We start from the raw sequence: 24,705 nt of genomic DNA, 5'->3' as shown, positions 1-24,705 counted from the left end.
AGAAACCGACCGTGATCCTATTCGGCGACGGTTGTGAGAATCTTGCTGTTGAGTGACAGGATATTGGTATCTTGACTGCGGCTGCGGTCCCGCAACGCTTCGGCATAACCGGTTGCGGATTCCGTGGTTGGTCGCATATCGGCAAAGAGCGGTTTGTCAGAGTGGATCGCGATAACCTTGCTTTTGCCAAGTGCGCTATCATCCACCATGAAAGCGATGCCGCCATTCTTTTCACTTTCCTCAAGCGAATAGGCGACGCGCACGGATTTCACACCGCTGTCGCCCTTGCGCAGATCCACGATGTTGTTGTCGGCGCGGGAAATGTTGGGCAGCAGGTGAAACACGTTGCCGGACACATCGATGACCGAGACCGACAGGTAACCGTCCCTGGTCTCGCGCGGCAGGATCACATCGATAATCGGGTTTTCCCCAACCACAAAGGCTCCGTCCGGGCGCCTCCATTCGTCCTCGCCGCCCTTTCGGAAATCGATCGAGATCGGACCCGGCGGCGCGCTTGGCAGGAAATTCTCGATCAGGCAAAGCGAGGGGTTCAGCACCTCGACATCGGCCTCCACGGGTCGGTCACCTGCCACCGCACCCAATCCGGATTGCAGTGCCGCCAGCGTCGTTTCCGCGGCTACGGTGCCAGAAAACGCGATCGGCGTATCGGGGCCATACCCGGTAGAGGGCGGCCGGATCAGATCAAGCGGGCCGCAATCAGCCATGCTGTCCAGAACCGTCTGTACCGAGGCGGAGGCGAGGAAAAGCGGCTCAAGCTCGATATCGATCTCGCCGATCAGCCCTCCGGGCAACCCGTCCGCAAAGGCCTGCAACACCATGTCGTGGACCTGCCTGTCAGTGGTATTCCCGCTGACCTCGGCGCTGTTGCCGCTGACCGACAGCCGCCAGGTATCCAGATCAGCCATCGTATCAACGATCGAGGTCACGCCTTGCCCCCATTCGGGAGAAATGTCGCCCGAGGCCAGCGTCAGGTCGGCAGTGCCCTGTTGCAGCGTCATCTCGTCCGTCAGCTCGGCGCGGACATCTTCGGAGGGTGCAAAACCGGTGGCGCGCGGCGGCAGCCCCTCGCGTTTTTCGACCACCAGCGTATAGGGCTGAACAACCGGCAGGCTCGGTCCGAGAAAACTGTCGAAGACGCCACCGAAGTATCCGCCTGCCCCAAGCGCCACCATGGCCAGAACAACACCCCCGGCAATCAGCCCGCCACGCACGCCGCTCTCCTGCGTGGCCGTGGGCCGGGCAGGGGGCGGGGTTGATGGCGGTATGCTGGCGGGTGGAATCGACAGTTCGTCGCTCTCCGCCTGAGACGGGCGGGGCACGATGACCGTGGCATCATCCAGAGCAGGTTCTTCGGTGACGGGCACCGGCCCGCCGTTGGACAGGGCCTGCAACACAGCTGTCGCGCTTTGAAATCGTTCTGCGGGGTCAGGTGCAGTCATCTTGTCGATGACGGATTTCAGTGGTTCTGGGACGCCCTCGGTATCCAGCGGCTTTTTCTTGTTCTCGACCACTTCCATCGGGTTGCGGCCTGCCTGCGGCGACTCGCCCCGGAAATTGGCCAGCAGCAGCGCACCCAGCGAATAGATATCGGTGCGGCTATCTGTCTTGCCCGAAAGCTGCTCGGGGGCCGCATAGGCGTATTTGCCGGCAAATTCATTGCCGACGATCGTTTCGGCACCCGGATTGGTATCCTTGGCAATGCCAAAATCGATGATCACCGCCTGTGACGGATCCCCATCGCGCAGGATGATATTGTCAGGGCTCAGATCGCGGTGAACGATATTGCGCGCGTGGGCGGCCTCCAACCCCTCGCAGACCCGCTTGCAGACCGTCAGCAACTGATCAGGGGGCATCGGACCCTGTTTCAGCTTCTGATCCAGACCCGGACCATTGATGAAATCCATCACCAGATAGACGTGGCCTTCGGGGGTGCGGTTGTTTTCCGAATAGCGCACCACCGCATCATGGCGAATCTCGCGAATCTCTTCTTCTCGGGTCAGCAGGACCAGGAAATCGTCATTGCTGGAAAACTCGGCCTTGAGAACCTTGAGCGCGGCAACCCGCCCCGAAATCTCGGAACGGGCGCGATAGACGTCCGAGGTGCCGCCCCGCCCCAGTATGGCCTCAATCCGGTAGGTATTGTTGACCAGGTCTCCGGGTTGGAACAGGTCACCGGCGCGGGATTCGGTCATGCAGGCCTCAGAAATTCAAGCGTTCTGCCGTGACCCTATCAGCCAAGCGCCTGAAATTCGACCCGCCGATTTTCATCCGCACGCGGATTGGCAGAATTAAAGGGCTGGCTCTCGCCCGCGCCCACCGCTTCAAGCCGGAATTCATCGATACCGCAATCGCTTACAAGGTGACGTTTCACCTCTTTGGCGCGCAGCAATGACAGATTCTCGTTATAGGCTGCCGAGCCGGAACTGTCAGTGTGGCCGATGATCTGGAACACGTTGACATCCACGCCCTGCATGGCGCTGCACAGAGCGCTCAGCTTGGGTTTTTGATCCTCACGCAGTGCCGCGCTGTCGAAATCAAAGCTGATCTGGATATTGACCTGCTGATCTTTCGGAACCGCGGTATATTCTGTCGGTGCATTTGCAACCGTGGTTGAGGCATCTTCCGTCGCGGTTTCTTGTTGGCCCGAAGGCACAATGACCAATCCGCGAGTCTTCTGCTTATTGAACGCATCGGTGATCTCTTCGGCCGTCAATTCGGACGCATCCTGTGCAAACGCTGTCTGGACTGAGACCACAGCCAGCAGGGCAGGCACACTTAGTCGGGTTAGTGATTTGATCGCGCACATATTTCTGGCTCCTTCGTCGCCGGTGATCATATCTTAGCTCGTCTTTGGGTGCAAACCTATCTCGCGCCTGTGCTGCCGAACAATGAAGAAGATCACACAAACCCTGTCATTCTGTTTCTCGGGGCCCGTGACATCCGCCGGAGCGGATTCTAGAGTGCGCGCTGGCGATACAGGCAACGAGGACGAAAAGCACCATGCGCATCGTACCAGCGATCATTCTGGCCGTGGCGATCATTCTGGCCCCGATCCTGTGGTATGTCTTTCCGATCCTGGTGCCGATGGATGAAAACTTCGAAGGCCCCGCCATCGATTCCGGCGCCCGAATCGAGATCGAGATGCTGAGCCAGCAGGTCGAAGACCTGCGCGATAAGATTGACCGCATGGCCAACGAGTTGAGCCAGGTCCAGATCGGCGGCGTGACCTTGCTGCAGGACTATGACGACGCTGCCGATTCCTTTGGCTATGACAGTTCGACCCCGAACGAGATTATCGATGCCTATGCACAGGTTGTCCTGATCGCGGACCGGAAAAACGTCAATGATGGGCTCGAACTTGCGCGGCCATCTTTCCTGCGCGAGACCTTCGGCTTGCCGCGCGAAGACCTGAGCAATGATTGTCAGTCGATGACCAACGAGCGGCTGAAATCCAAACTGGCGCTGGAGGAGGTCGGCCCCGTGCGGGTGCAGATGCTGAAACCGGCCATCGAATCCCTGCGCGACGTGTTCGACAATATCCGCCGCACCGATCCGGACCTTTATGCCCGCATCAACACCGCCGGGTCACTGTGCGTCCGGTTCATTCGCGGCTCAACCACGTCGGCCTCGGCGCATGCTTACGGGTTGGCGGTTGACCTGAACATTGACGGGGTTCTGGATACGCTCGGCGATGGCAAGACCCAGCTGGGCCTGACCATCCTGGCCGATTTCTTCCGGCAGGAGGGCTGGGTCTGGGGCGCGGCCTGGGGCCGCGAGGATTCGATGCATTTCGAGGTCAGCCGCAACAAAATCGAAGAATGGGTCGATCAGGGGTTGCTGTAAACCGAGAACATCAGAGATTTGCCCGTTATCGCGTGCGCACCTCGGGGTGCCAAAAGTTGGCAGCGCTGAGACAACGCAAGATCGGGGTGATCTGCGTCGGCAGGAAGGGCACTTTGAGTGAGTGCCAGGCAAGATGACGGCCAAGCCAAGTGCTCAAGCAGCGTCGCGACAAAAGAACTGGCCGTGCCAAAGCAGGGTGATTATGATCGTTACATGCGCCGCCGCCCTAAAAACCCTGAGGATGACGAAGAGGCCACGCCCCGGTCGATCTATGATCCCGATCCGGTCGAGGAGGAGGATTTGTGGTTTCTGCCGCAGCCGCCCGAGGATGTGGCCCCCGGCGAGATGCCCTGGCCGGTGGCCGCGCGCGAGGCGGGGCTGGATGGACGCACGTGGCAGGCAGCAGAAACTGCGCAATACCGGGTGTTGGTGGCTGCGGCCGAAGCAGTGGCACGCTACGGCGAACGGTTGCGACACGCCGCCCCGGGGGTGAGCGAGCGGCTCGCCTTGATGACGGTCTCGGCGCTGTTGAGGGCTGAAGGTATCTGGCTGGGTCCGGATCAGATCGCTCTTTATAGGGCCTTCCGGCTCGGCAGTGACGACATGGCCCGCGATTTGAGCCGCGCGGATTGGGCAGTGCGGCGGCTGCTGACAGGTCCGCTGCCGCAGGACGACATGCGCGCGTTTCTGGGCCGCGTTTCCGTGAGCGAGCCCCATCGCGACGAAGAGCGCCCCACCGGGCCGGAACTGGATCTGGCCGGGCAGGACTGGGCCGGGAGTTTGCTCGAGACCTGCCATCTGCTGACCCGCGCCGCGCAAGGCTTTGCCGCCTGGCGACGACTGGCGTTGACGTCTTACGACCAAATGTTAGAGCCGTCGGTGGCAGCGCTGTTGCTGGGTGCGGGAGACGAGGCACCATACCTGCCCATGGCCGAAGGACACAGGTTCGACCGCCATCAGGTGGCGCAGGGTTCGGACGCGTCAACGGCGCGGCTGGCCACCTTCCTGAATGCAATCGAAGCGGGGGCGTTGCGCGCCGCGATGGAACTGGACCGGCTCTCGGCTTGGCGCAATCGGGCGATCGATTTGACAGCCGGGTTGTCGGGCCGCACGCCACCGCTGCTAATCGCGGCGCTCCTACGTTATCCAGTGCTCTCGGCGGAACTGGCGGCCGAAGCAATAGGTTGCTCGCGCCCCTCTGCCCGGCGCAACCTGACGCTGTTTCATGAGATGGGCCTGATCCGCGAAGTGACAGGGCAGGAACGCTACCGGTTCTGGGCGGCACTGGTTTGAGAGGGCCGTCGCTGCAGGGGACTCGGGTTTGAGACCTTAAAGTATCGGCCTTGCACCCAACCAGATTATAGCAGGGCCTCCTTGTCCAGACCCAGTTTTACAATCTTTTCGTTCAGCGTGCGCCGCCCGATGCCAAGCGCCTCGGCGGCGGCGTCCATGCGGCCCTGATGGGTTCTGATCGCCTTACCGATCAACTCGCGCTCGAAGGCGGCGACCGCCTCGCGCAAGGTGTCGGGCACCTCTTCGCTTTGCGCTGCACTCTGCAGCGCCTGCCCGACCGAGCCACCCCCGCGCCGCGCCGCCAGCACCCGGCGTTCAGCGACGTTGCGCAGCTCGCGCACATTGCCGGGCCAGTCATGCGTCATCAACGCGGCCAGATCATCTGCGCTCAATTCGGGCGCAGCGATTTCGTATATCCGGGCATAGTGGTCCAGGAAATGCGTCACCAGCAAGGTCAGATCCTCGCGCCGATCGCGCAGCGGCGGCAGGGTCAGCACCACTGTGTTCAGGCGGAACAGCAGGTCCTGTCGCAACCGGTTCTCTTCAACGGCCCTTTCCACATCCTCGTTAGTGGCCGAGATCACCCGGAACCGTACCGGCACCGGGGTCGCGGCCCCCACCGGCAGCACCTGCTTGTCTTCGATCACCCGCAGCAGCTTGGCCTGCACCGGCGGCGGGCAGGAGCAGACCTCGTCCAGAAACAGGGTGCCATTTGCTGCCGCCAGCAAGCGGCCACCGGTTTCGCCCGCAACCCCGAACATCTCGGCTTCGAACATATCAGGTGTCAGTGCGGCACAGTTCAGTGCCACAAACGGACTGTCGGGATCGGTGCCCAGATCATGCAGCGCGCGGGCGGCCAGCTCCTTGCCGGTGCCGGTTTCGCCTTCGATCAGGATCGCCGCATCGGTATCGGCCAGATCGAGGATGTCGCGGCGCAGATTTGCCGCCACCGGGCTTTGACCCAGCAGAATGCGATCCAGCCCTGACAGTTTGTAAAGCCGATCGGTCAGCCGTCGGTTACGCTGCTTCATGCGGTTCTGTTCGGCGGCATTGCGCAGGATGGTCAGCAGGCGGCGTGGCTCATAGGGCTTTTCGACGAAGCTGTAAGCCCCGTTCCGGATCGCCTCTACCGCCATCGGGATGTCGCCATGGGCCGAGATCAGCACAACCGGCGGGCCACTCGATGTGTCGAGACTGGCCAGCAGATCCAGACCCGACATGCCCGGCATGCGCACATCAGACAGGATCACATCGGGCGGCGTCTCTGCGAGCCGACCGGCCACCCGCTCGGCGCGGGATACGGCGGAGGCCTGCCAGCCTGCCGCTTCGATCAACTCGATCAGCGACTGGCGCAGGGATCTGTCGTCATCGACAACCAGAATGGTGATCGGGCGCGCGTCCGTCATACCAGCTCGCCTTCCTCTGTTTCGGCTTTGGGGAAGCTCACCCGGAACACCGCGCCTACCGTGCGGGCATTGCGGGCACTCATCACACCGCCATGATCCTTGACGATACTGGCCGAGATTGCCAGACCAAGCCCCATGCCACGGCCGCTTTCGCGTGTTGTCACAAAGGGTTCCTGCAGTTCCGCAAGCGTCGCGGCGCCCAGCCCGTGACCGTTGTCGCGGATCTCGAACCAGCTTTCGCTTTCCGTAGCGCCCAGGCGGACCGAGACAGTCGGCGTCTCAGCCTCTTCCACCGCATCCAAGGCATTGCGCAACAGATTGGTCATGACCTGTTCGATCCGCAGCTTGCTGCCGCGCAACATCACCGGGGCCTTGCATAGGTCAAGCTGAATGGTTGCACCGATCTCGTGTACATTGGGGGCAACCAGCGCCAGCGCCGCCTCCATCGCCGTGCGTAGGTCGAAGGCGGCAAATTCCTCGACATCCGAGCGCGCAAAGAACTTCAGCTGTCGGGTGATACCCTCCATCCGCTCGACCAGAGCGCCGATCTTGCTGGTGAGGCCAGGTGCCTCGCGCGCGGTAATCTCGGCGGCGGCCAGATGATTGCGCATTGCGGCGATCGGCTGGCCCAGTTCATGGGTGACCGAGGCCGCCAATTGCCCCAGGGCGGCCAAGCGGCTGGCGCGTTCCAGCTCGTTGCGGGTGCGCTGCAGCCGCCGCTCCGCACTGCGCCGCTCGGTGATCTCGACCGCCAGCCGCTCATTGGCCTGACGCAGCTGCGCCTCTTCCTCTTCCGATCGCTGCAGCGCTTGCCCCATGCGCCGGGCGCGCTGCACCTGAAACAGGATGAAGCCTAGACCCGCCAGCACCACAACCGAAGCCGACACCAGCCAGCTGCGATCCACGGCGCGCTCATCGCTGGCAAAATAATGCAACTGCCAGCCATGCGGCAGGCCTGCGGTGGTCAAATGCAGCCGGTCGGAGCCGGTGAGGCGGGCGCGCTGATCGGGGAGGTCGGACCAGTCCAGCGCCGCAAGGGGCTGGCCTAGGAACTGCTGTGCCGCCTCGATCCGGGCGCGTTGATCGGTGCTTAGCGCGTGCAGCACATGGTAGCGCCAGTCCGGGTTGGAGGCCAGCAGGATGACCCCGTCCTCATTGGCCAGCAACACCTGCTCTCCGGCCTTGCGCCAACTGTCTTCAAGCTGCGAAAAGTCGATCTTGATGGCAACGACGCCATCCACATGGCCTGCCGCATCGCGCACCGCATCGGCGATGAAATAACCCGGCAGACCGGTGGTGGCGCCGATGGCGTAATACCGTCCCTGCCGCCCCTCCAACGCCTGCCGGAAATAGGGGCGGAACCCGTAGTTCTGGCCAACAAAGCTGGCGCTGTCGCGGAAATTCGACGCGGCGACGGTCAGCCCGTCCTGTTCGATCAGATAGATCGCATCCAGCCCGGCCTGATCGGCAAACCCCTCCAGCCGCCGGTTCAGCGCGCCGGTCGGCGCTCCGGCGGCAGTCTCAACCACATAGGTGTCACGGGCCAGCACATGGGTCAGGTGCGAGAACCGTTCAAGCTCGGCCGTGACCGAACTGCCATAAAGCGACAGCCGCCCTTCTGCGCGCGACAGCTCTTCTGCACGGAAATACCTATAGGACAGCTGAAATACCCCTGCCGCAACAAGCAGGGTAGCGATCACAAACAGAAAGACAGAGAGACGACGCATGGGCGGTTGCTTGGAGGGAAATTAAGCCAAAGGCAAGAAGCGGCTGGCCATTCGGCGACTGGCAGGGCTCGCGTGAGGACCAAGCGGCGGAGCATCGCCGATACGCTGCGCGCAGCTCATGCCACAGGATCAGGAGACCCCATGCCCCAAGGCGTTCACCCGCAGATACAGGCGCTTCTGGACAAGATGCAGGCGCTTGGCATGCCGAAGATCCAGAATCTCAGCACCCAGGCCGCGCGTAATCTGATCGAGCAGCTCTATGCGGCGCGGCCGTAGAAGCCATGACCGATCCGGCCTACGGATCGGTGCCGCTGCGCATCTATCGCACCAATTCGGATCAGAACGCCCCGGTGATTGTTTTCTTTCACGGCGGCGGCCATGTGTTTGGCGACCTGCGCACCTCTGACACGACCGCGCGGTTCCTGGCGCTGAAGACCGGCTGCACACTGATCTCGGTCGGCTATCGCAAAGCACCGGAACATCCGTTTCCCGCAGCGGTCGAGGACAGCTTCAGCGCCCTGCGCTGGGTGATGGAAAATGCTGGGGATTTAAGCATTGATCCCGCCCGGCTCGCGCTCTGCGGCGATAGCGCGGGCGGCAATCTGGCGGCGGTCGCCGCCATGATGGCGCGCGATGCAGGCATCGCAGTTGCGGCGCAGGCGCTGATCTATCCAGTGATCGATTATCGCGGCGGAACAGGATCTTATGACCGCTATGGCGCTGGGTATGGCATTCTAGAAACCGACACGGTGGCTTGGTTCCGCGAGCGGTATCTGCCGGACCCCACGATGTACGAGGATTGGCGCGCCAATCCGGGGCTTGCGCCGTCGCATGTGGGTCTGCCACCTGCGCTGGTGCTGACGGCAGAATGTGATGTGCTGCATGACGAAGGTGCGGCCTATGCGCAGCAATTGCGCCATGCCGGTGTGTCGGTCGAGCAGGTGGATTTTTCCGGCATGATTCACGGCTTCTTCAGCTATCTGGGTCTGGTCGACGACGCCGAACGTGCCCACGAAACCGTGGCGCGTTATCTGAGCGAAGCCTGGGCCGAAACGGGCAAGGGCTCTCTTAAAGGTTGTTTGGGTGCTGCAACCGGCTCATAGTGCGAGCAATACCAATAGCCTTGATCCGGGGGTTAATGTGCCAATCCCAAGACTTGTAACTCCTTGTCTTCTTGCGCTTTGCCTGAGCGGGGCCGTCGCTGCGCAAACCAAGGGCAATGCGGTGCCCGGCGTGGTCGTAGCCAAGGTCTCTTCGGCAGTGGTACAGCCAGCCGATGCCTATGTGGGCCGCGTTATCGCGCAGCAGCGGGTCGATCTGCAGGCGCGGGTCGAAGGGATATTGCAAGAGGTGAACTTCACACCTGGTGCTCTGGTATCCGAAGGAGATGTGCTGTTCCGGATCGAACAGGATGTCTATGCAGCGGATGTCGCCAGCGCCAGGGCCTCGGTCACAGGGGCCGAAGCGACCGCCAAGGGCTCGGACATTGTCCTTGAGCGCAATCAAGACCTGCTGGAAAAGGGTGATGTGCCGCGATCGGTGGTGGATGCCGCGCAGGCGGAATACGGTCAGGATCTGGCGGCAGTGGACGCGGCCAAAGCCGCGCTGAAACTGGCCCAGATCAATCTGGGCTATACCGAGATCACCAGCCCGCTGGATGGCCGCATCAACTGGTCGTCGGTCGATGCCGGCAATGTCATCAGTTCCGACAGCGGGGTGTTGGCCACCGTCACCAGCGTCGATCCGATCTTTGTCAGCTTTTTCGTCAGCGAGGGCGTCCTGATTGAAGAACGCAAAAAAGGCCTAATCGCCGACGATCAGATCAAACTGAAGGTGCGTATTCATCTTTCCGATGGCAGCGACTACGGGACCAGCGGGCAGGTGATTTATGTTGGCACGCAGGTCCGGCAGGACACCGACACGATCGAGCTGCGGGCCAGTTTCGCGAACCCCGATGGCGCGCTGCTGCCCGGTCAGTTTGTCTCGGCCTATCTTGAGGACGCCGATGCCGCGCCCAGTCTGACGGTGCCGCAATCGGCGCTGCAACTGGACAAGAACGGGCATTTCGTCTTTGTGCTCGACGACAAGAATGTGGTTCACCGACAGAATGTTGAAACCGGTCAGCAGATGGACGGGGCATGGCAGATCACCTCGGGCCTGAATGAGGGCGAGCGGGTGGTGGTGCAGGGACTTCAGAAAATCCATGACGGCGCGACGGTCACGCCAGTGGATGCCAGCGGTCAGCCGACGCAATGATCCCGCGCTATTTCATCGAGCGCCCGAATTTCGCAATCGTCATCGCGATCCTGATGGTGCTGGCGGGACTGCTGGGCGTCCGCCTGATCCCGATTGCCCAATACCCCGAGATCACGCCGCCGCAGGTCTATGTGACCACCAGCTATCCCGGTGCCGATGCGGCGCTGATCCAGGAAGCAGTTGCCACACCTATCGAGGAACAGGTCAACGGCGTTGATGGCATGCTTTATATGTCGTCGGGCAGCTCCAATAGCGGAACCTATGAGTTGACCGTGACCTTCGAGATCGGCACCGATCCCGATATCGCAGCAATCGACGTGCAGAACCGGGTTGCGCTGGCCGAACCGGTACTGCCGCCGTCGGTGATTCAGCAGGGGATCAATGTCTCGAAACGCTCGGGCGGGATGATGATGGTGATCAACCTGACCTCACCCGATGGCTCGCGAGACGAGCTCTATCTCAGCAATTATGCCGCCGATTTCGTGCAGGACCCGCTGGCCCGGATCTCCGGGATCAGCGCGGTGACCCAATTCGGGCCGCTGGAATACAGCATGCGGGTCTGGACCCGACCCGACAAGATGGCGGCGCTGAACATCACTGCTTCCGACATTGCGACGGCCATCCAGAACCAGAATGTCGAGGCTGCCGCAGGCGAGCTGGGCGCACCGCCCTTTGGCACCCAGACACCCGATTTCCAGTTCAAGCTTCAGGCCCGCGGGCTGTTGCGCGAAGCCGAGGAATTCGAGCGCATCATCGTCGCGTCGAACACCGACGGCTCGCTGGTGCGGCTGGGGGATGTGGCGCGGGTCGAGCTTGGGGCGGAAAGCTATTCGGGTGCCTCGCGGTTTAACGGCAAGGGCTCGGCCGCCATCGCCATCCATCAGGAGGCCACCGCCAACGCGCTCGACATCGCCGATGCGGTGCTGGCCGAACTGGATCATCTGGCGCAGAAATTCCCCGACGGCGTCAGCTATGAGATCCCGTATGACATCACCACGGCGGTGCGGCTGTCGATCCGTGATATCCTGTTCACGCTGGGTCTGACTGCCGGTCTGGTGGTCCTGGTCACCTTCCTGTTCCTGGCAAGCTGGCGCGCGACCATCGTGCCCGCCATCGCGATCCCGGTCTCGCTTCTGGGGGCGGTGGCGCTGATCTTTCTGATCGGGTTCAGCGCCAACATGATCACCCTGCTGGCGCTGGTTCTGGCGATCACGCTGGTGGTGGATGACGCCATCGTCATCATCGAAAACGCCGAGCGGATCATGGAGGAGGAAGGGCTTGAGGCCCGTGCCGCCACCGAAAAGGCAATGGATCAGGTGACGCGACCCATCATCGCCACCACCTTCGTGCTGGGGGCTGTCTTTGTGCCGGTCTGCTTCTTTCCCGGCATCACCGGTAAGATCTATCTGCAATTTGCGCTGACCATCATCTTTGCGTTTATGCTCTCGGCGGTGAATGCGCTGACCCTTGGTCCAGCGCTATGCGCGCTGCTGCTGCGGCAGGGTGTGCGGCCACGGGGCCCACTGCGGCTGGTGCCTGCGCTGATCGCCTGGATACGCGGGCTCTATATGCGGCTGGTCGGGTTGATGCTGCGCTATCTGGCGCTGAGCCTGCTGGTCTTTGCTGGCTTCGTGGGCGGGACAATTTATCTGTTCAAAACGGTGCCCACCGGCTTCATTCCCGCCGAAGACAGCGGCATCCTGCTGGCGGGGATCGACCTGCCCGATGGCGCCTCGCTGGCGCGGACCGAGGCGGTGATGACTCAGGTCGACACCATGATCCGGGCGATGCCGGGGGTGCACAGCGTCACCACGGTGTCAGGCTTTAGCATGATGAGTGGCACCAAACCCAGCACCGGCATGGTGGTGATCGCGCTGGACCCCTGGGATCAGCGGACAACGCCAGAGCTGCAATGGTATGCGATAATGGCTGCGGCCAATGACGGGCTTGCAACCTTGCCCGAGGCGACCTCGTTCGTGTTCCCGCTGCCTTCGATCCACGGTCTGGGTGTTGGTGGCGGGGTTTCGGCGGAACTGGTCGACCTGGCGGATGGCGATGTCGACAAGCTGGATGCCGCCAAGACCGCCTTCCTTACAGCGCTGAATGCCGCGCCCGAATTCAGTCATGTGCATAGCAGCTTTTCGGCCAACGTGCCGCAATATCTGCTGTCGGTCGACCGCGACCGGGCCGAGACGCTGGGCGTTGAGGTGATCGACATCTTTTCAGCGCTGCAGGCCAGCCTGAGTTCCTACTACGTCGGCAATTTCATCAAGCGCAACAAGGTCCACTGGATCGTCATCTCGGCGGATGCGGACTTCCGGCAGTCGCTGGACGACATTGGTAACATCTATGTCAAGAACTCCGATGGCGACTCGTTCCCGCTGCGTGTGCTGGTCAACCATGAGCCGGTGCTGGGGCCGGACAGCATCCCGCGCCACAACCTCTATACCGCCGCATCGATCAACGCGCAGCTTGCGGATGGCGTAAGCTCGGGTCAGGCCATTGCCGCCATGAAGGCCATCGCCGATACCAGCCTGCCAGAGGATTTCGACATCGAATGGTCCGGCGTCACCCAGCAAGAGGTCGCAGCAGGCGGGCTGGTGACCTATATCCTGATGGGCGCGATGGTGCTGTCCTATCTCTTTCTGGTGGCGCTTTATGAAAGTTGGACGCTGCCGCTTGCAGTGATGACCTCGACAATTTTCGCGATCTTTGGCGCATTGGTACCGCTGGCGCTGATCCCGCATCTGAGCAACAACATCTTCGCGCAGGTGGGAATGGTGCTACTGATCGGTCTGGCTGCCAAGAAGGCTATCATGGTGGTCGAGTTTGCCAATGACGAACGCGCGCGCGGCACATCGATCCGCGCCGCGGCGCTGAAAGCGGCCGAGCTTCGGTTTCGCCCGGTCACCATGACCGGTCTGTGTTTCATCATCGGGGTGCTGCCGCTGGTGCTAGCCACCGGGGCCGGGGCGGCGGGGCGGGTTTCGATCGGCTACCCGGTTCTGTTCGGGATGATCTTCGACAGCACCATAGGGCTGCTGATGATCCCGGTGCTTTACCTGAGTTTCCAGTCGCTGCGCGAACGGACCCTGTCTTGGCTGCGCGGCAGGCAGAGCGTTGACGGAACCTGACGCGCGGTCAAACGTTCAGCGGCAGCCGCTCGACGATTTTCCAGCTCTCCACCGGCCGGGTCTCGGATGAGGCGACAAGATCCAGAAACGCCAGCGGTGCGGGTTGGTCGCAGAACGTAGCGGTGATCCGGCCCAGATGCGATGTCGGGACCTCTCCGTCGAGACTGCCATAGGCCAGGCTGACATGTGGCGGGTATGCCGGATCGAGATCAAGCTCATCCAGCAATTGCTGGCGAACATGTGCGACCTGGGCGGGCAGGGTGACCACGAGGAAAAGTGACTGGAAATAGGTTTCGCCATGGGTCAGCCTTCCGAACCGCCCCTGCAGGCGCGGCGCAATCGGCCCGATCCGTTCCGAGGTGAAAATCTCCCGCGCACGATCATAAGGCAGATCACCCACCAGCGTGACATGGGGCTGAAAGACCGGCCCTTTTGTCATCCGGGCCAGCGTCGCCACATGCTCCCCTAGCTGATCCTCAAGCGCCTGCGGAAATGTGAGCCAGAGGGAGTAAAGGTCAGACACGGTGGACAGGTCCTTGGGTAACGTCAGGGGATTTGACCGGAACGTAGCAGAGTTTCAGCGACACCGGCGTAACATATCTGAGGGCCATCTGCATTGCCGGCAGATAAAGGCCTTTCCGGGCAGTGATCATCTGGAATTTACTCGCCATCCCCTTGAAACTTTACAAGGTTCTGCCCGCCTGACTCTGGGAAAGAAAGGTCAACCATTCGCCTTCAAGACCAACGGAGAAATTCGTAGCTCACGATTTTTGTTTCACAGAATCGTCAAACAAACCCTATAACTGGTCGCGGGTGCACGTTGGTGGGGCCAATCTACGCCAGCTGTTGCGATGCAATTTTCCGCTCGCGGGAGGGAGCCACTTGCGTGCCAATGGGAGCCTGGTAGCGCTGAACAAGCGCTGCGCAAATTTGAATGGCCGCGATCAGCGGCTCAACAATCGGAGTATGGAAATGAAACTCCTCAAAATCGCCGCAACAGGATTGGTTTTTGCCGCCACATCTGCTTCTGCGCAGACGGAAATCACATGGTGGCATGCCATGGGCGGTCAACTGGGCGAGACCGTCAACCAGATCGCCGAAGACTTCAATGCCAGTCAGAGCGACTACAAGATCACGCCGGTTTTCAAGGGCTCCTACGAAGAGACCCTGACCGCTGGGATCGCCGCCTTCCGCGCGGGTGAACAACCCAACATCATGCAGGTTTTTGATGCCGGCGCCGCGACCGTGATCGGTGCCAAGGGCGCGGTCATCCCGGTTCAGGATCTGCTGGCGGCCAATGACGTCGCCTTTGACATCAACGACTATATCCCCGGTGTCCGCTATTTCTACGCCGATGCCGATGGCAAGATGATCGGCATGCCGTTCAACTCGTCTACGCCGATCCTCTACTATAACGAGGACGCGCTGGCCAAGGCGGGCGTTACCCCGCCGAAAACCTGGGAAGAGTTCGCCAGCACCACCGGCCCGGCGTTAAAAGAGGCGGGGTATATCCCGCTCAGCCAGTCGCACCTGCCCTGGATATTCACCGAGAACTTCCATTCACGTCACGACCTGCCCTTTGCGACCAATGACAATGGCTATAACGGCGGCGATACCCAGATCCTGGTGAATAACGACGCTATCAAGGCGCATTTCAGCGCCGTGAAGGACTGGAAAGACCAGGGCCTGTTTGAATGGTACGGCACCGGCTGGGGCGACAACGCCAAGCCGTTCGAAGAAGGCAAGGTTGCCATGTGGCTGGGCTCGTCCGGCTCGTTCGGCGGTCTGGTCCAGAAGGTCGATTTCCCGTTCTCGGCCACCATGCTGCCCTATTGGGAAGGCGTGAACGCCGAGCCGAAACAGACCTTTATCGGTGGCGCGGCGCTGTTTGCGATGTCGGGCAAGTCGGATGAGGAAAACAAGGCAACCGCCGAGTTCTTCAACTTCCTGACCTCGCCCGAGGTGCAGTATGGCTGGCACAAGGAAACCGGCTACGTGCCGATCACCGAAGCCGCTTATGAAGTTGCCAAGAAAGACGGCCACTATGACGAGTTCCCTGCGGCCGAGGTTGGCATCCAGCAGCTCTCACTGCCCGCCGGTGACAATACCAAGGGCTATCGCATGGGCTTCTATGTGCAGATCCGCGATGTGATGAACCGTGAATACGGCCGCATCCTGACCGGTGAAACCGATGTCGAAACCGCGTTTGCGAATATCGAGGCCGAGTCCAACAAGCTGTTGGAACGCTTCGCCAAGACGCAGAACTGACGCGCTTTTGACTCAAATACGACCGGCGGCCGTATCCAAGCGGCCGCTGGCGCAATTCAAAGGAATACGCCTGTGAAGCGAGCCGGTTTCACCAATCCGTGGCTGCCCATCCTGCTATTGGTGCCACAGCTTTCCATTATTGTTGTGTTTTTCTACTGGCCTGCAGCCTGGGCGATACAATCCTCGTTCTATCTGCAGGATCCGTTTGGTTTCGGCTCGACTTTTGTGGGGGCCGAGAACTATACCGACATCGCGCAGTCTGTCGAATACCGCAAGGTGGCTTGGTTTACGGTGTATTTCACAGCCATCGTGACTTTCCTGTCGCTATCGATCGCTCTTCTTCTGGCAGTGAAGGCCGACAACGTTTTGCGCGGGGCCAAGACCTATCGGACGCTGCTGATGTGGGTATACGCCATCGCGCCGCCAGTGGCCGGGTTTCTGGGCATCATGTTCTTCGATCAGAGCCACGGTCCGCTGACCCGTTTCTTTGGGTTTTTCGGCTGGGATTTCAAACTGGGTGTGGATTATTTCGACACCGCAACCGCGATGATCATTGTCGCGGTCTGGAAACAGATTCCGGTCAACTTCATCTTCTTCCTGTCCGGTCTGCAGTCGATCCCGCGTTCGGTGCGCGAGGCGGCGTTGATCGACAACAATTCCGGTGTCCGGCGGTTCTGGGATGTGACCTTTCCGCTGCTGGCGCCGACCGCGTTCTTCCTGCTGATCATCAACATCACCTATGCGATGTTCGATACGTTTGGCATCATCGACACGATGATGAAAGGCGAGCCCGGCGCAAACCCGATGACATTGGTCTACAAGGTCTATCTGGACGGGTTCCGGGGCAATGACCTTGGCGGTTCTTCGGCACAATCCGTGGTCCTGATGGTGCTGGTTCTTGTTCTGACAATATTCCAGTTTCGCCTGATCGAGCGGCGCATTCATTATACGTGAGGCAAGACATGGCTGATCTGACACAGACCCAAATTGCCCAGCCCACCCCGACGCGGTTGCGGTTCAAGTGGAGCGCGGTTTTCGATCATCTGGTGCTAATCGCAGGATCGCTGCTGATGCTGATGCCGCTGGTTTATGCCTTCGTCACGGCCAGCTATGACCCGGTCACAATCCACCGTGAGGGGCTGGCACTGACTTTTGGCGACCAGCTTGGCACCAACTTCGAAAAGGCGCTGCTTGAAAAGGGTGGCTTCACCAAAACCGTCGATGGCATGGTGATGCTGAAAAACTCCTTCATCCTTGGCATCGGCTTTGCGGTCGGCAAGATCATCATCTCGATGATGGCGGCCTATGCGATCGTCTATTTCCGGCTGCGCTTTGCGACCTTCGCCTTCTGGATCATCTTCACGACGCTGCTTTTGCCGCTCGAAGTGCGCATACTACCGTCATATGAGGCGATCCAGCGGCTGGGCATGGCAAACACCTATTCCGGGCTGATCGTACCGCTGATCGCGTCAGCAACCGGCACGTTTTTCTTCCGCCAGTTCTTCCGCGCGGTGCCCGAAGAATTGGTCGAGGCCGCACGCATCGACGGGGCAGGGCCGGTGAAGTTCTTCATCGACATTCTGGTGCCGCTGTCGCGGACGATGATTGCCGCGATCTTCATAATCATGTTCGTCTTTGGCTGGAACCAGTATCTGTGGCCGACCCTGATCACCACCGATGAGTCGCTCTTTACGCTGGTGCGCGGGATCAAGCAGATCGTTCTGACCTATTCCGACGCCGCGATCCCCGAACACGGGCAGGCGCTGGCGCTGGCGATCGTCGCCATGTTGCCACCGGTGCTGATCGTGATCTTCTTCCAGAGCTGGTTCGTCAAGGGCCTCACGGAATCTGACAAATAAGGAATACGCATATGGCCCAGGTTGCACTTGAGGGCATTCACAAAGTTTACCCGAACGGGTTCGAGGCCGTTCAAACCTGCAGCTTCGTCATTCAGGACGGTGAGTTCGTGGTGCTGGTCGGCCCGTCGGGTTGCGGCAAATCCACCCTTCTGCGGATGGTCGCGGGGCTTGAGGAGATCACCGAAGGCACGCTCAGGATCGGCGACCGGGTGGTCAATGATGTCGACCCCGCTGATCGCAACATCGCTATGGTGTTCCAGAATTATGCGCTTTATCCGCATATGACGGTCTCCAAAAACATGGGTTACGGCCTCAAGAACCGCGGGCTCCCAAAGGCCGAAATCGATGCCAAGGTTCAGGAAGCGGCAAAGATGCTGAACCTGACCGACTATCTCGACCGGCGGCCCAGTCAGTTGTCAGGCGGGCAGCGGCAGCGAGTGGCGATGGGCCGCGCCATCGTGCGTCAGCCGGATCTGTTCCTGTTCGACGAACCGCTGTCTAATCTGGACGCCAAGTTACGCAACCAGATGCGGATCGAGGTGCGTGCGCTGCAGCGCCGCCTAGGCACCACGGCAGTTTATGTGACCCATGATCAGGTCGAGGCGATGACCATGGCGGACCGGATCATCGTCCTAAACGGCGGCCGGATCGAACAAATCGGCACCCCAAAGGAGATCTACAACGCACCCGCCTCGACCTTTGTCGCCAGCTTCATGGGCGCGCCGCCGATGAATGTGCTGAACGCCACAGTCGGCAGCGACAAACATGTGACGCTGGATGAGGGGCTGGAGCTGCCGGTGGCCGCGCCTGCATCATCCTCTGGTCCGATTCTGGTCGGCATCCGTCCCGAGGATCTGACGCTGGGCGAAGGATCCACACCCTTCGATGTGCAAATCGTCGAGGAACTTGGCGCGCAACGGCTGTTGCATGGCACGCTGGGCGGGCAGGCGTTCTCAGTCAGCGTCAGCAAGGATCACGAGGCCGCAACCGGCACTATTCCGGTGGGCATCAACCCCGGCGCGGTGCATTTCTTTTCGCGCGACGACGGCTTCCGGATCTGAATCCAGCACCAGTGCTGGGCCTCAGGCCGAAGCCTCGTGCGTCCGGTCTTCCGGGCGCACCACCATGTAGCTGACAAGTGCCGACAGGATGCTGAAGCCAACGATCAGAACCAGCGCCCAGACGGTCTCATGCAGATGCGCGATCCCCGCCAGCGAAGCGGAGACGACAATGGAGGTTAGTCGACTCAGGCTGCGCGATACCGCCACACCCCTGATCCGCTGATCCTTGGGTGCGAGGTCCATATAATACAGCCCGCGCACCGTGCTCAGGCCGTTCACCGCCACCGTAATGACGAACATGGCCGCCGCGTGCAGATTGACGTTATGGTTCATGCCCGTGAAATGTGCGGTGATGAGTACGACACCCGTCGCTGCCACCATAAGCGTGCTTGCAACCATCACTGTCCGATGCGACAGCGTATTGAGCATCCTCCAGAGCGGGCCCGACACGACCGCTCCGGCCGCGGTCGAGATGATCAGCGCGGTCAGCCCCTTGTCCGAGTGCTTGTGCGTCTCCGCCGTGAGCAGCGCGAAGAAGGGCACCGACATGACGGTAACGACATAGAGTATCCGCAGGCTCATGAACTTCACGAACCAGGGTTGTTTCAGCATGTCCAAGGCGTTGAAAACATAGTCTTTGAGCGCGGTGATCGGCGAGCGGATCGGAGCCACATCCCGCTGCACCCCCGCGCCCATGTCACGTACCGCCAGCGTGACCAGCCCAGCGATGATGAAACAGCCGATAGCGATCGAGATGACGGTTGAATGCCGGTGCAACGGTGGCAATTCCTTGGTCAGTTCATGAGCGATCAAAGTCAGCGCGATGGCAATCCCGCCGCCAAGTGCCAACTGCGCATATTTCATCCTCATCCGTGCCTTCGAGCGCAGATTGTCACCAATGAAATCTGTCAGCATCAAGGTTTGGACTTCGTCGACCAGACCCAACACGAAGATCACGATGGCAAAGGTCACCATGATGACCACCTCTGACCCCAGCAGCGCGGCCACAACCGCGACAATGTAACAGGTCCCGAGCGCGATATCGGTCAACGACAGCATCAGCTTGCGGTTCCTGATCCGGGTGATGGGATCATAGAGGAAAATATCCACCAGCGTTCCGGCACATTGCCGAACCGTTACCATCGCACCAACAAAAAGCACGGGTAGATTCAGCGCCACGGCCAGAAAAGTCAGCACAATTGACGGGCTGGCCATGGTCCAGGCCGCCTGCGCTACCGTACTTTGGCCGGTCATGATCGGAAAGTTGCGCTTTTCAACCTGAGCCTGATCGTTTGTCATTCGTGTGCGCCTATGGGTGCTATGTTTCGCAAATCATGACCTATCCGTTTGTCGGGGTCAAAAAAAGGTCCCCCGGTTAAGTCCAAGTGTGGCGCACCTGAAACTGTTTAAACGAAGCGGCGATCCATGTGCAGCAGGGTCCGAAATAACACACCGGTCCGGTATCTGAAGCGGCGGCACAAGCAACATCCTCAAGTTGTGATATGCGAATAGAGACTTGCACCGAAGAACTAGCTGAACGGGAAACATGAATGTCGAGCGATGATCAAGAGTTCCATATCGAACTGGACCCAGAACACGAAGATCCGGTAATCCGCGTCTCAAACGTGGTCATCCGCCAGCTGACACGCGCACTCTCCATTCTCATGGTTCTGGTGATTGCCTGGACGATCCTGGATGCGTTTTATACGTTTGGGGTTCGGGTCATTGAGACGCCGGCATTGCTTGTCGAGGGCGAGGACCTGCTGGTCGTGCTGGGCGCGGTCTTGTCCGTTCTGATCGCTATCGAAGTCTATACCAACGCCGCGCTTTATCTGACGTCCAACGTCATCCATGTAAGGTTGGTTGTCGCTACGGGGCTGATGGCGATTGCGCGTAAGGTCATCACCTTCGACTACAAGCAAATGGACCCAGGCCATATTGCTGCCTATGCCGGATTGGCGCTGGCGCTCGGGATCGCATACTGGCTATCCGGCAAATAGCCAAATCCTTCGACGCGGGCGGCGCGGCGGCGCGTGTGATCTGCCCCGGTCGATGGTCAAAGCAATGGCGCAGGACCCCGTCGCGTGGGAAAATATGCTGCATGTGAATTAAAATTCATTGCGTCGAATCGTCGTGCGCCCTACGAATGCCAGTCATAATGGAGCCCACGGGCCAACAGTGAGGACATTATGACAGTGATTGCAACGCGGCGGGGCTGTATCTGACATGGCAGCCAGCGACACCCAGCCCCCCGCCATCGAACTTCGTGGGATTTCCAAGGCCTTCGGCCCGGTTCAGGCCAATAAGGATATCTCGATCTCGGTCCGCCCCGGGTCGATCCATGGGATCATCGGCGAAAACGGCGCCGGAAAATCCACTCTGATGAGCATCCTTTACGGGTTCTACAAGGCCGACAAAGGCGAGGTCTGGATCAACGGCACCAAGACCGACATCCCCGACAGCCAGGCCGCCATCGCTTCGGGCATCGGCATGGTGTTCCAGCATTTCAAGCTGGTCGAGAACTTCACCGTGTTGGAAAACATCGTTCTGGGGGCAGAGGATGGTGGGTTGCTGCGACCCTCGCTGGCCAAGGCACGGGACGAGTTACAGCATCTGGCCAAGGAATATGAGCTGAATGTCGACCCCGATGCGGTGACCGAAAACCTCAGCGTCGGCCACCAGCAGCGTGTGGAGATCCTCAAGGCGCTCTATCGGCAAGCGCAGATCCTGATCCTTGATGAGCCTACCGGCGTGCTGACCCCGTCCGAGGCCGATCAGTTGTTCCGTATCCTCGACCGGCTGCGCTCGGAGGGCAAAACCATCATCCTGATCACGCATAAACTGCGTGAGATCATGGAATATACCGACACGGTCAGCGTGATGCGGCGCGGCGAGATGACAGCCACCGTCACGACCTCTGAAACCAATCCCGAACATCTGGCCGAGTTGATGGTGGGTCGCAAGGTTCTGCTGCGGGTCGACAAGATGCCGGCCCAGCCGGGCAAACCCATCCTTGAGGTCGAAAAGCTGCGCGTCGTGGATGGCAGTGGCGTCGAGCGCGTCAAGGGCATCGACCTGACCGTGCGCGCCGGTGAAATCGTGGGCATTGCGGGCGTCGCGGGCAACGGTCAATCCGAGCTGCTTGAGGTTCTGGGCGGCATGCGCCCCGGCGAAGGCACCGTACGACTGAACGGCAAGGCGCTGCCGCTGACGGGCTCGGGCTCTGACGGGCGGGCGCGACGCGCCGAACATATCGCCCACGTGCCAGAAGACCGCCACCGCGAGGCACTGATCATGAATTTCAGCGCCTGGGAAAACTCGGTCTTTGGCTACCACCATGATGCGCGCTGGACCTCGGGTCCATTCATGAAAAACGCGGCCATTCTCGAAGAGGCCCATGAAATGATGGGGCGCTTCGACGTGCGCCCGCCCAATCCGCGCCTTGCTGCAAAGAGCTTTTCAGGCGGCAACCAGCAGAAGATCGTGCTGGCCCGCGAGATCGAGCGCAACCCGGATTTGCTGATGATCGGCCAGCCGACACGGGGCGTCGATATCGGTGCCATCGAATTCATTCACCAACAGATCGTAGCGCTGCGCGATCAGGGCAAGGCGATCCTGCTGGTCAGTGTCGAACTGGAAGAGATCCTGTCGCTGGCCGACCGGGTCGCGGTGATGTTTGACGGCCATATAATGGGCGAGCGTGACGCCGCCGCCACCGATGAACGCGAGTTGGGCCTGCTGATGGCGGGCGTCACAGGGGAGGACGCCGCATGAGGACCTTGCCACATTGGGCAGATGTCGTTCTGATCCCGCTGATCAGCCTGCTTCTGGCGGGATTGCTGTCGGCGCTGGTGGTGCTGGCCATCGGAGAAAACCCGATCGCTGCCTTCAAGCTGATGGTCGAGGGCTCGCTGATGCGGTCCTCGGGCTGGGGCTATACGCTTTATTACGCCACCAATTTCATCTTTACCGGGCTTGCAGTTGCCGTCGCCTTTCACGCGCGGCTGTTTAATATCGGCGGTGAGGGGCAGGCGATTGTCGCAGGCCTCGGCGTGGCGCTGGTCTGCCTCTATATCCCATGGCCGCATTGGTCGATCGCCCTGATCGGGGCGACGGTCGCGGCGGGGCTGTTCGGGGCGCTCTGGGCCTTTATCCCGGCCTATCTGCAGGCCGAACGCGGCAGCCATATCGTGATCACCACGATCATGTTCAACTTCATCGCCGCCGCCCTGCTGAACTACGTGCTGGTAAATCTGCTGCGCCCGGCAGGCGCGATGGACCCGGCCTCGGGCCCGTTTCCCGAAGCAACGCATCTTCCGACCTTCCAGGCCCTCTTTTCGACCGCCGACACCCCGCTCTTCCGGGGGGCACCTGCAAATGTGACCTTTTTCCTGGCCCTGATCGCCTGCGTGTTGGTCTGGCTGCTGATCTGGCGCACCAAGCTGGGCTATGAGATCCGCAGCTTTGGCCAGTCCGAAACGGCGGCGAATTATGCCGGCATCCACCCCAAACGCACCATCGTGATCGCCATGCTGATCTCGGGCGCGTTGGCAGGGATGATGTCGATCAACACCACCATGGGCGAGGCGGAGCGGCTGGTCCTGAACTCGGTCGAAGGCGCCGGTTTCATCGGGATCGCAGTAGCGCTGATGGGCCGCAACCACCCGTTTGGAGTGCTGTTGGCGGCGCTGTTGTTCGGCTTCCTTTATCAGGGCGGCGCGGAGCTGGCGCTCTGGACCGATATTCCGCGCGAGTTGATCGTCGTGATCCAAGCGCTGGTGATTATGTTCACCGGAGCGCTCGACAACATGGTCCGAATGCCTCTTGAATCGCTCTTTGCGATGCTGCGCCGGGGGAACTCGTGATGGATTTTCTCGACATTCTTCAGGTGCTCGATTCTTCCGTACGTCTCGCCACGCCGTTGCTGCTGGCCTGTCTGGCGGGGCTGTTTTCCGAACGCGCAGGCGTGATTGATATCGGTCTGGAAGGCAAGATGCTGGTCGCCGCGTTTTTCTCCGCCGCCATCGCCTATATGTCCGGCTCTGTCTGGGTGGGACTGCTGGCGGGCATCGCCGCGTCGGTGGCGCTGTCACTGATCCACGGCTTGGCCTCGATCACCTTCCGCGGCAATCAGCTGATCTCGGGCGTTGCGATCAATTTCCTTGCCGCCGGCATGACCGTGTTGGTGGCCCAGCATTGGTTCGAACAAGGCGGGCGTACCCCATCGCTGACCGGAGCAGGGCGGTTTGAATCGGTGACCTTGCCGCTGTCCGAGACGCTGAGGAATGTACCCATCCTTGGCCCGATCTACCACGAGCTGATCTCGGGTCAGTTCCTGCTGGTCTATGTCGCTGTGCTGATTGTGCCGCTGACCTGGTGGGTGCTCTACCGCACCCGCTTTGGCCTGCGCCTGCGCGCGGTGGGCGAAAACCCCGCCGCGGTGGATACCGCCGGTATCTCGGTCACGCGGCTGCGCTATATGGCCGTGATCATCTGCGGCGTGCTTTGTGGGTTGGCGGGTGCCTATCTGGCCACGGCATTGCAGGCGGGCTTCGTCAAGGACATGACCGCCGGGCGCGGTTTCATCGCGCTGGCCGCGCTGATCTTTGCCAAGTGGAAGCCCTGGCCCGCCATGTGGACCTGCCTGCTGTTTGGCGTGCTGCAAGCGGTCGCGCTGCGCTACCAGAATATCGAGATCGGAAACTTCGTGATCCCGGTCCAGTTCATGGATGCGCTGCCCTATATCCTGACCGTGGTGATCCTGGCGGGCCTCGTGGGCCGCGCCGTACCGCCGCTGGCCGGTGGCGAACCCTACTCCAAAGAGCGCTGATCTTTCG

Annotated in this window: 20 protein-coding genes; 14 read left to right on the top strand and 6 right to left on the bottom strand. The window is 60.7% G+C overall.

Going from position 1 to position 24,705, the window contains the following annotated elements:
* Nucleotides 1-17: 17 nt before the first annotated feature.
* On the bottom strand, nt 18-2,213 hold the full coding sequence (locus tag AB1E34_RS08255) for a serine/threonine protein kinase (RefSeq protein WP_372571859.1): 2,196 nt from the start codon (nt 2,211-2,213) through the stop codon (nt 18-20).
* Between the two features lie 38 nt (nt 2,214-2,251).
* Entirely contained in the window at nt 2,252-2,827 is a 576-nt protein-coding gene (locus AB1E34_RS08250) for an OmpA family protein (RefSeq protein WP_372571858.1), read from the bottom strand.
* A 194-nt stretch (nt 2,828-3,021) separates the two neighbouring features.
* Here AB1E34_RS08250 and AB1E34_RS08245 point away from each other — a divergent pair, with 194 nt between their 5' ends.
* Together AB1E34_RS08245 and AB1E34_RS08240 are read left to right on the top strand one after the other, a co-directional pair.
* A complete protein-coding gene (locus tag AB1E34_RS08245) occupies nt 3,022-3,864 on the top strand; it encodes a M15 family metallopeptidase (protein WP_372571857.1) in 843 nt (280 codons plus the stop codon).
* 117 nt (nt 3,865-3,981) lie between these two features.
* Complete coding sequence (locus AB1E34_RS08240) at nt 3,982-5,157, top strand: helix-turn-helix domain-containing protein (protein WP_372571856.1); 1,176 nt, start codon at nt 3,982-3,984, stop codon at nt 5,155-5,157.
* A 65-nt stretch (nt 5,158-5,222) separates the two neighbouring features.
* On the opposite strand, the gene AB1E34_RS08235 is transcribed toward AB1E34_RS08240, so the two are convergent.
* Nucleotides 5,223-6,563, bottom strand: coding sequence for a sigma-54-dependent transcriptional regulator (locus tag AB1E34_RS08235; protein WP_372571855.1), 1,341 nt, complete (start codon nt 6,561-6,563; stop codon nt 5,223-5,225).
* Entirely contained in the window at nt 6,560-8,290 is a 1,731-nt protein-coding gene (locus AB1E34_RS08230) for a sensor histidine kinase (protein ID WP_372571854.1), read from the bottom strand. The genes AB1E34_RS08235 and AB1E34_RS08230 overlap by 4 nt, the downstream gene beginning before the upstream one ends.
* 141 nt (nt 8,291-8,431) lie before the next feature.
* On the opposite strand from AB1E34_RS08230, the gene AB1E34_RS08225 reads away from it, so the two are divergent.
* The 4 genes from AB1E34_RS08225 to AB1E34_RS08210 all read left to right on the top strand — a co-directional run bounded on the left by AB1E34_RS08225 (nt 8,432) and on the right by AB1E34_RS08210 (nt 13,680).
* Nucleotides 8,432-8,566 (top strand): hypothetical protein, encoded by a 135-nt coding sequence (locus AB1E34_RS08225; protein WP_372571853.1) that lies wholly within the window; start codon nt 8,432-8,434, stop codon nt 8,564-8,566.
* 5 nt (nt 8,567-8,571) lie between these two features.
* Complete coding sequence (locus AB1E34_RS08220) at nt 8,572-9,393, top strand: alpha/beta hydrolase (RefSeq protein WP_372571852.1); 822 nt, start codon at nt 8,572-8,574, stop codon at nt 9,391-9,393.
* A gap of 130 nt (nt 9,394-9,523) precedes the next feature.
* Nucleotides 9,524-10,546: an efflux RND transporter periplasmic adaptor subunit gene (locus AB1E34_RS08215; protein WP_372571851.1), complete on the top strand. Its 1,023-nt coding sequence runs from the start codon at nt 9,524-9,526 to the stop codon at nt 10,544-10,546.
* Nucleotides 10,543-13,680 (top strand): efflux RND transporter permease subunit, encoded by a 3,138-nt coding sequence (locus tag AB1E34_RS08210; protein ID WP_372571850.1) that lies wholly within the window; start codon nt 10,543-10,545, stop codon nt 13,678-13,680. Before AB1E34_RS08215 ends, AB1E34_RS08210 begins: the two co-directional genes overlap by 4 nt.
* Nucleotides 13,681-13,687: 7 nt before the next feature.
* Here AB1E34_RS08210 and AB1E34_RS08205 read toward each other — a convergent pair whose 3' ends face one another.
* Nucleotides 13,688-14,203 carry a hypothetical protein gene (locus tag AB1E34_RS08205; RefSeq protein ID WP_372571849.1) on the bottom strand — a complete coding sequence of 172 codons (516 nt, stop codon included), beginning with the start codon at nt 14,201-14,203 and terminating at the stop codon, nt 13,688-13,690.
* Between the two features lie 449 nt (nt 14,204-14,652).
* Here AB1E34_RS08205 and AB1E34_RS08200 point away from each other — a divergent pair, with 449 nt between their 5' ends.
* The 4 genes from AB1E34_RS08200 (at nt 14,653) to ugpC (ending at nt 18,868) form a co-directional block, all read left to right on the top strand.
* Nucleotides 14,653-15,948, top strand: a complete 1,296-nt coding sequence (locus AB1E34_RS08200) for an extracellular solute-binding protein (protein ID WP_372571848.1) — start codon at nt 14,653-14,655, stop codon at nt 15,946-15,948.
* Between the two features lie 72 nt (nt 15,949-16,020).
* Complete coding sequence (locus AB1E34_RS08195; RefSeq protein ID WP_372571847.1) at nt 16,021-16,902, top strand: ABC transporter permease subunit; 882 nt, start codon at nt 16,021-16,023, stop codon at nt 16,900-16,902.
* 8 nt (nt 16,903-16,910) lie between these two features.
* Nucleotides 16,911-17,807: a sn-glycerol-3-phosphate ABC transporter permease UgpE gene (ugpE, locus tag AB1E34_RS08190; protein WP_372571846.1), complete on the top strand. Its 897-nt coding sequence runs from the start codon at nt 16,911-16,913 to the stop codon at nt 17,805-17,807.
* 11 nt (nt 17,808-17,818) lie between these two features.
* Complete coding sequence (gene ugpC, locus AB1E34_RS08185; RefSeq protein WP_372571845.1) at nt 17,819-18,868, top strand: sn-glycerol-3-phosphate ABC transporter ATP-binding protein UgpC; 1,050 nt, start codon at nt 17,819-17,821, stop codon at nt 18,866-18,868.
* 21 nt (nt 18,869-18,889) lie between these two features.
* Here the strand turns inward: ugpC and AB1E34_RS08180 are convergent, their stop codons facing one another.
* Nucleotides 18,890-20,167 (bottom strand): MFS transporter, encoded by a 1,278-nt coding sequence (locus AB1E34_RS08180; RefSeq protein ID WP_372571844.1) that lies wholly within the window; start codon nt 20,165-20,167, stop codon nt 18,890-18,892.
* 251 nt (nt 20,168-20,418) lie between these two features.
* Between AB1E34_RS08180 and AB1E34_RS08175 the strand changes: the two genes are divergently transcribed.
* From AB1E34_RS08175 to AB1E34_RS08160, 4 genes are all read left to right on the top strand, one after another.
* Nucleotides 20,419-20,868 carry a phosphate-starvation-inducible PsiE family protein gene (locus tag AB1E34_RS08175; protein ID WP_372571843.1) on the top strand — a complete coding sequence of 150 codons (450 nt, stop codon included), beginning with the start codon at nt 20,419-20,421 and terminating at the stop codon, nt 20,866-20,868.
* Nucleotides 20,869-21,094: 226 nt separating this feature from the next.
* Complete coding sequence (locus AB1E34_RS08170) at nt 21,095-22,642, top strand: ABC transporter ATP-binding protein (protein ID WP_372571842.1); 1,548 nt, start codon at nt 21,095-21,097, stop codon at nt 22,640-22,642.
* Nucleotides 22,639-23,733 carry an ABC transporter permease gene (locus AB1E34_RS08165; RefSeq protein ID WP_372571841.1) on the top strand — a complete coding sequence of 365 codons (1,095 nt, stop codon included), beginning with the start codon at nt 22,639-22,641 and terminating at the stop codon, nt 23,731-23,733. Before AB1E34_RS08170 ends, AB1E34_RS08165 begins: the two co-directional genes overlap by 4 nt.
* Nucleotides 23,733-24,698, top strand: a complete 966-nt coding sequence (locus AB1E34_RS08160) for an ABC transporter permease (protein ID WP_372571840.1) — start codon at nt 23,733-23,735, stop codon at nt 24,696-24,698. The genes AB1E34_RS08165 and AB1E34_RS08160 overlap by 1 nt, the downstream gene beginning before the upstream one ends.
* The last annotated feature ends 7 nt before the right edge of the window (nt 24,699-24,705 follow it).

Origin of the sequence: Ruegeria jejuensis (assembly GCF_041537905.1) — a bacterium.
GTDB lineage: Bacteria > Pseudomonadota > Alphaproteobacteria > Rhodobacterales > Rhodobacteraceae > Ruegeria_C.
This window is presented reverse-complemented; position numbering and strand designations above follow the sequence as displayed.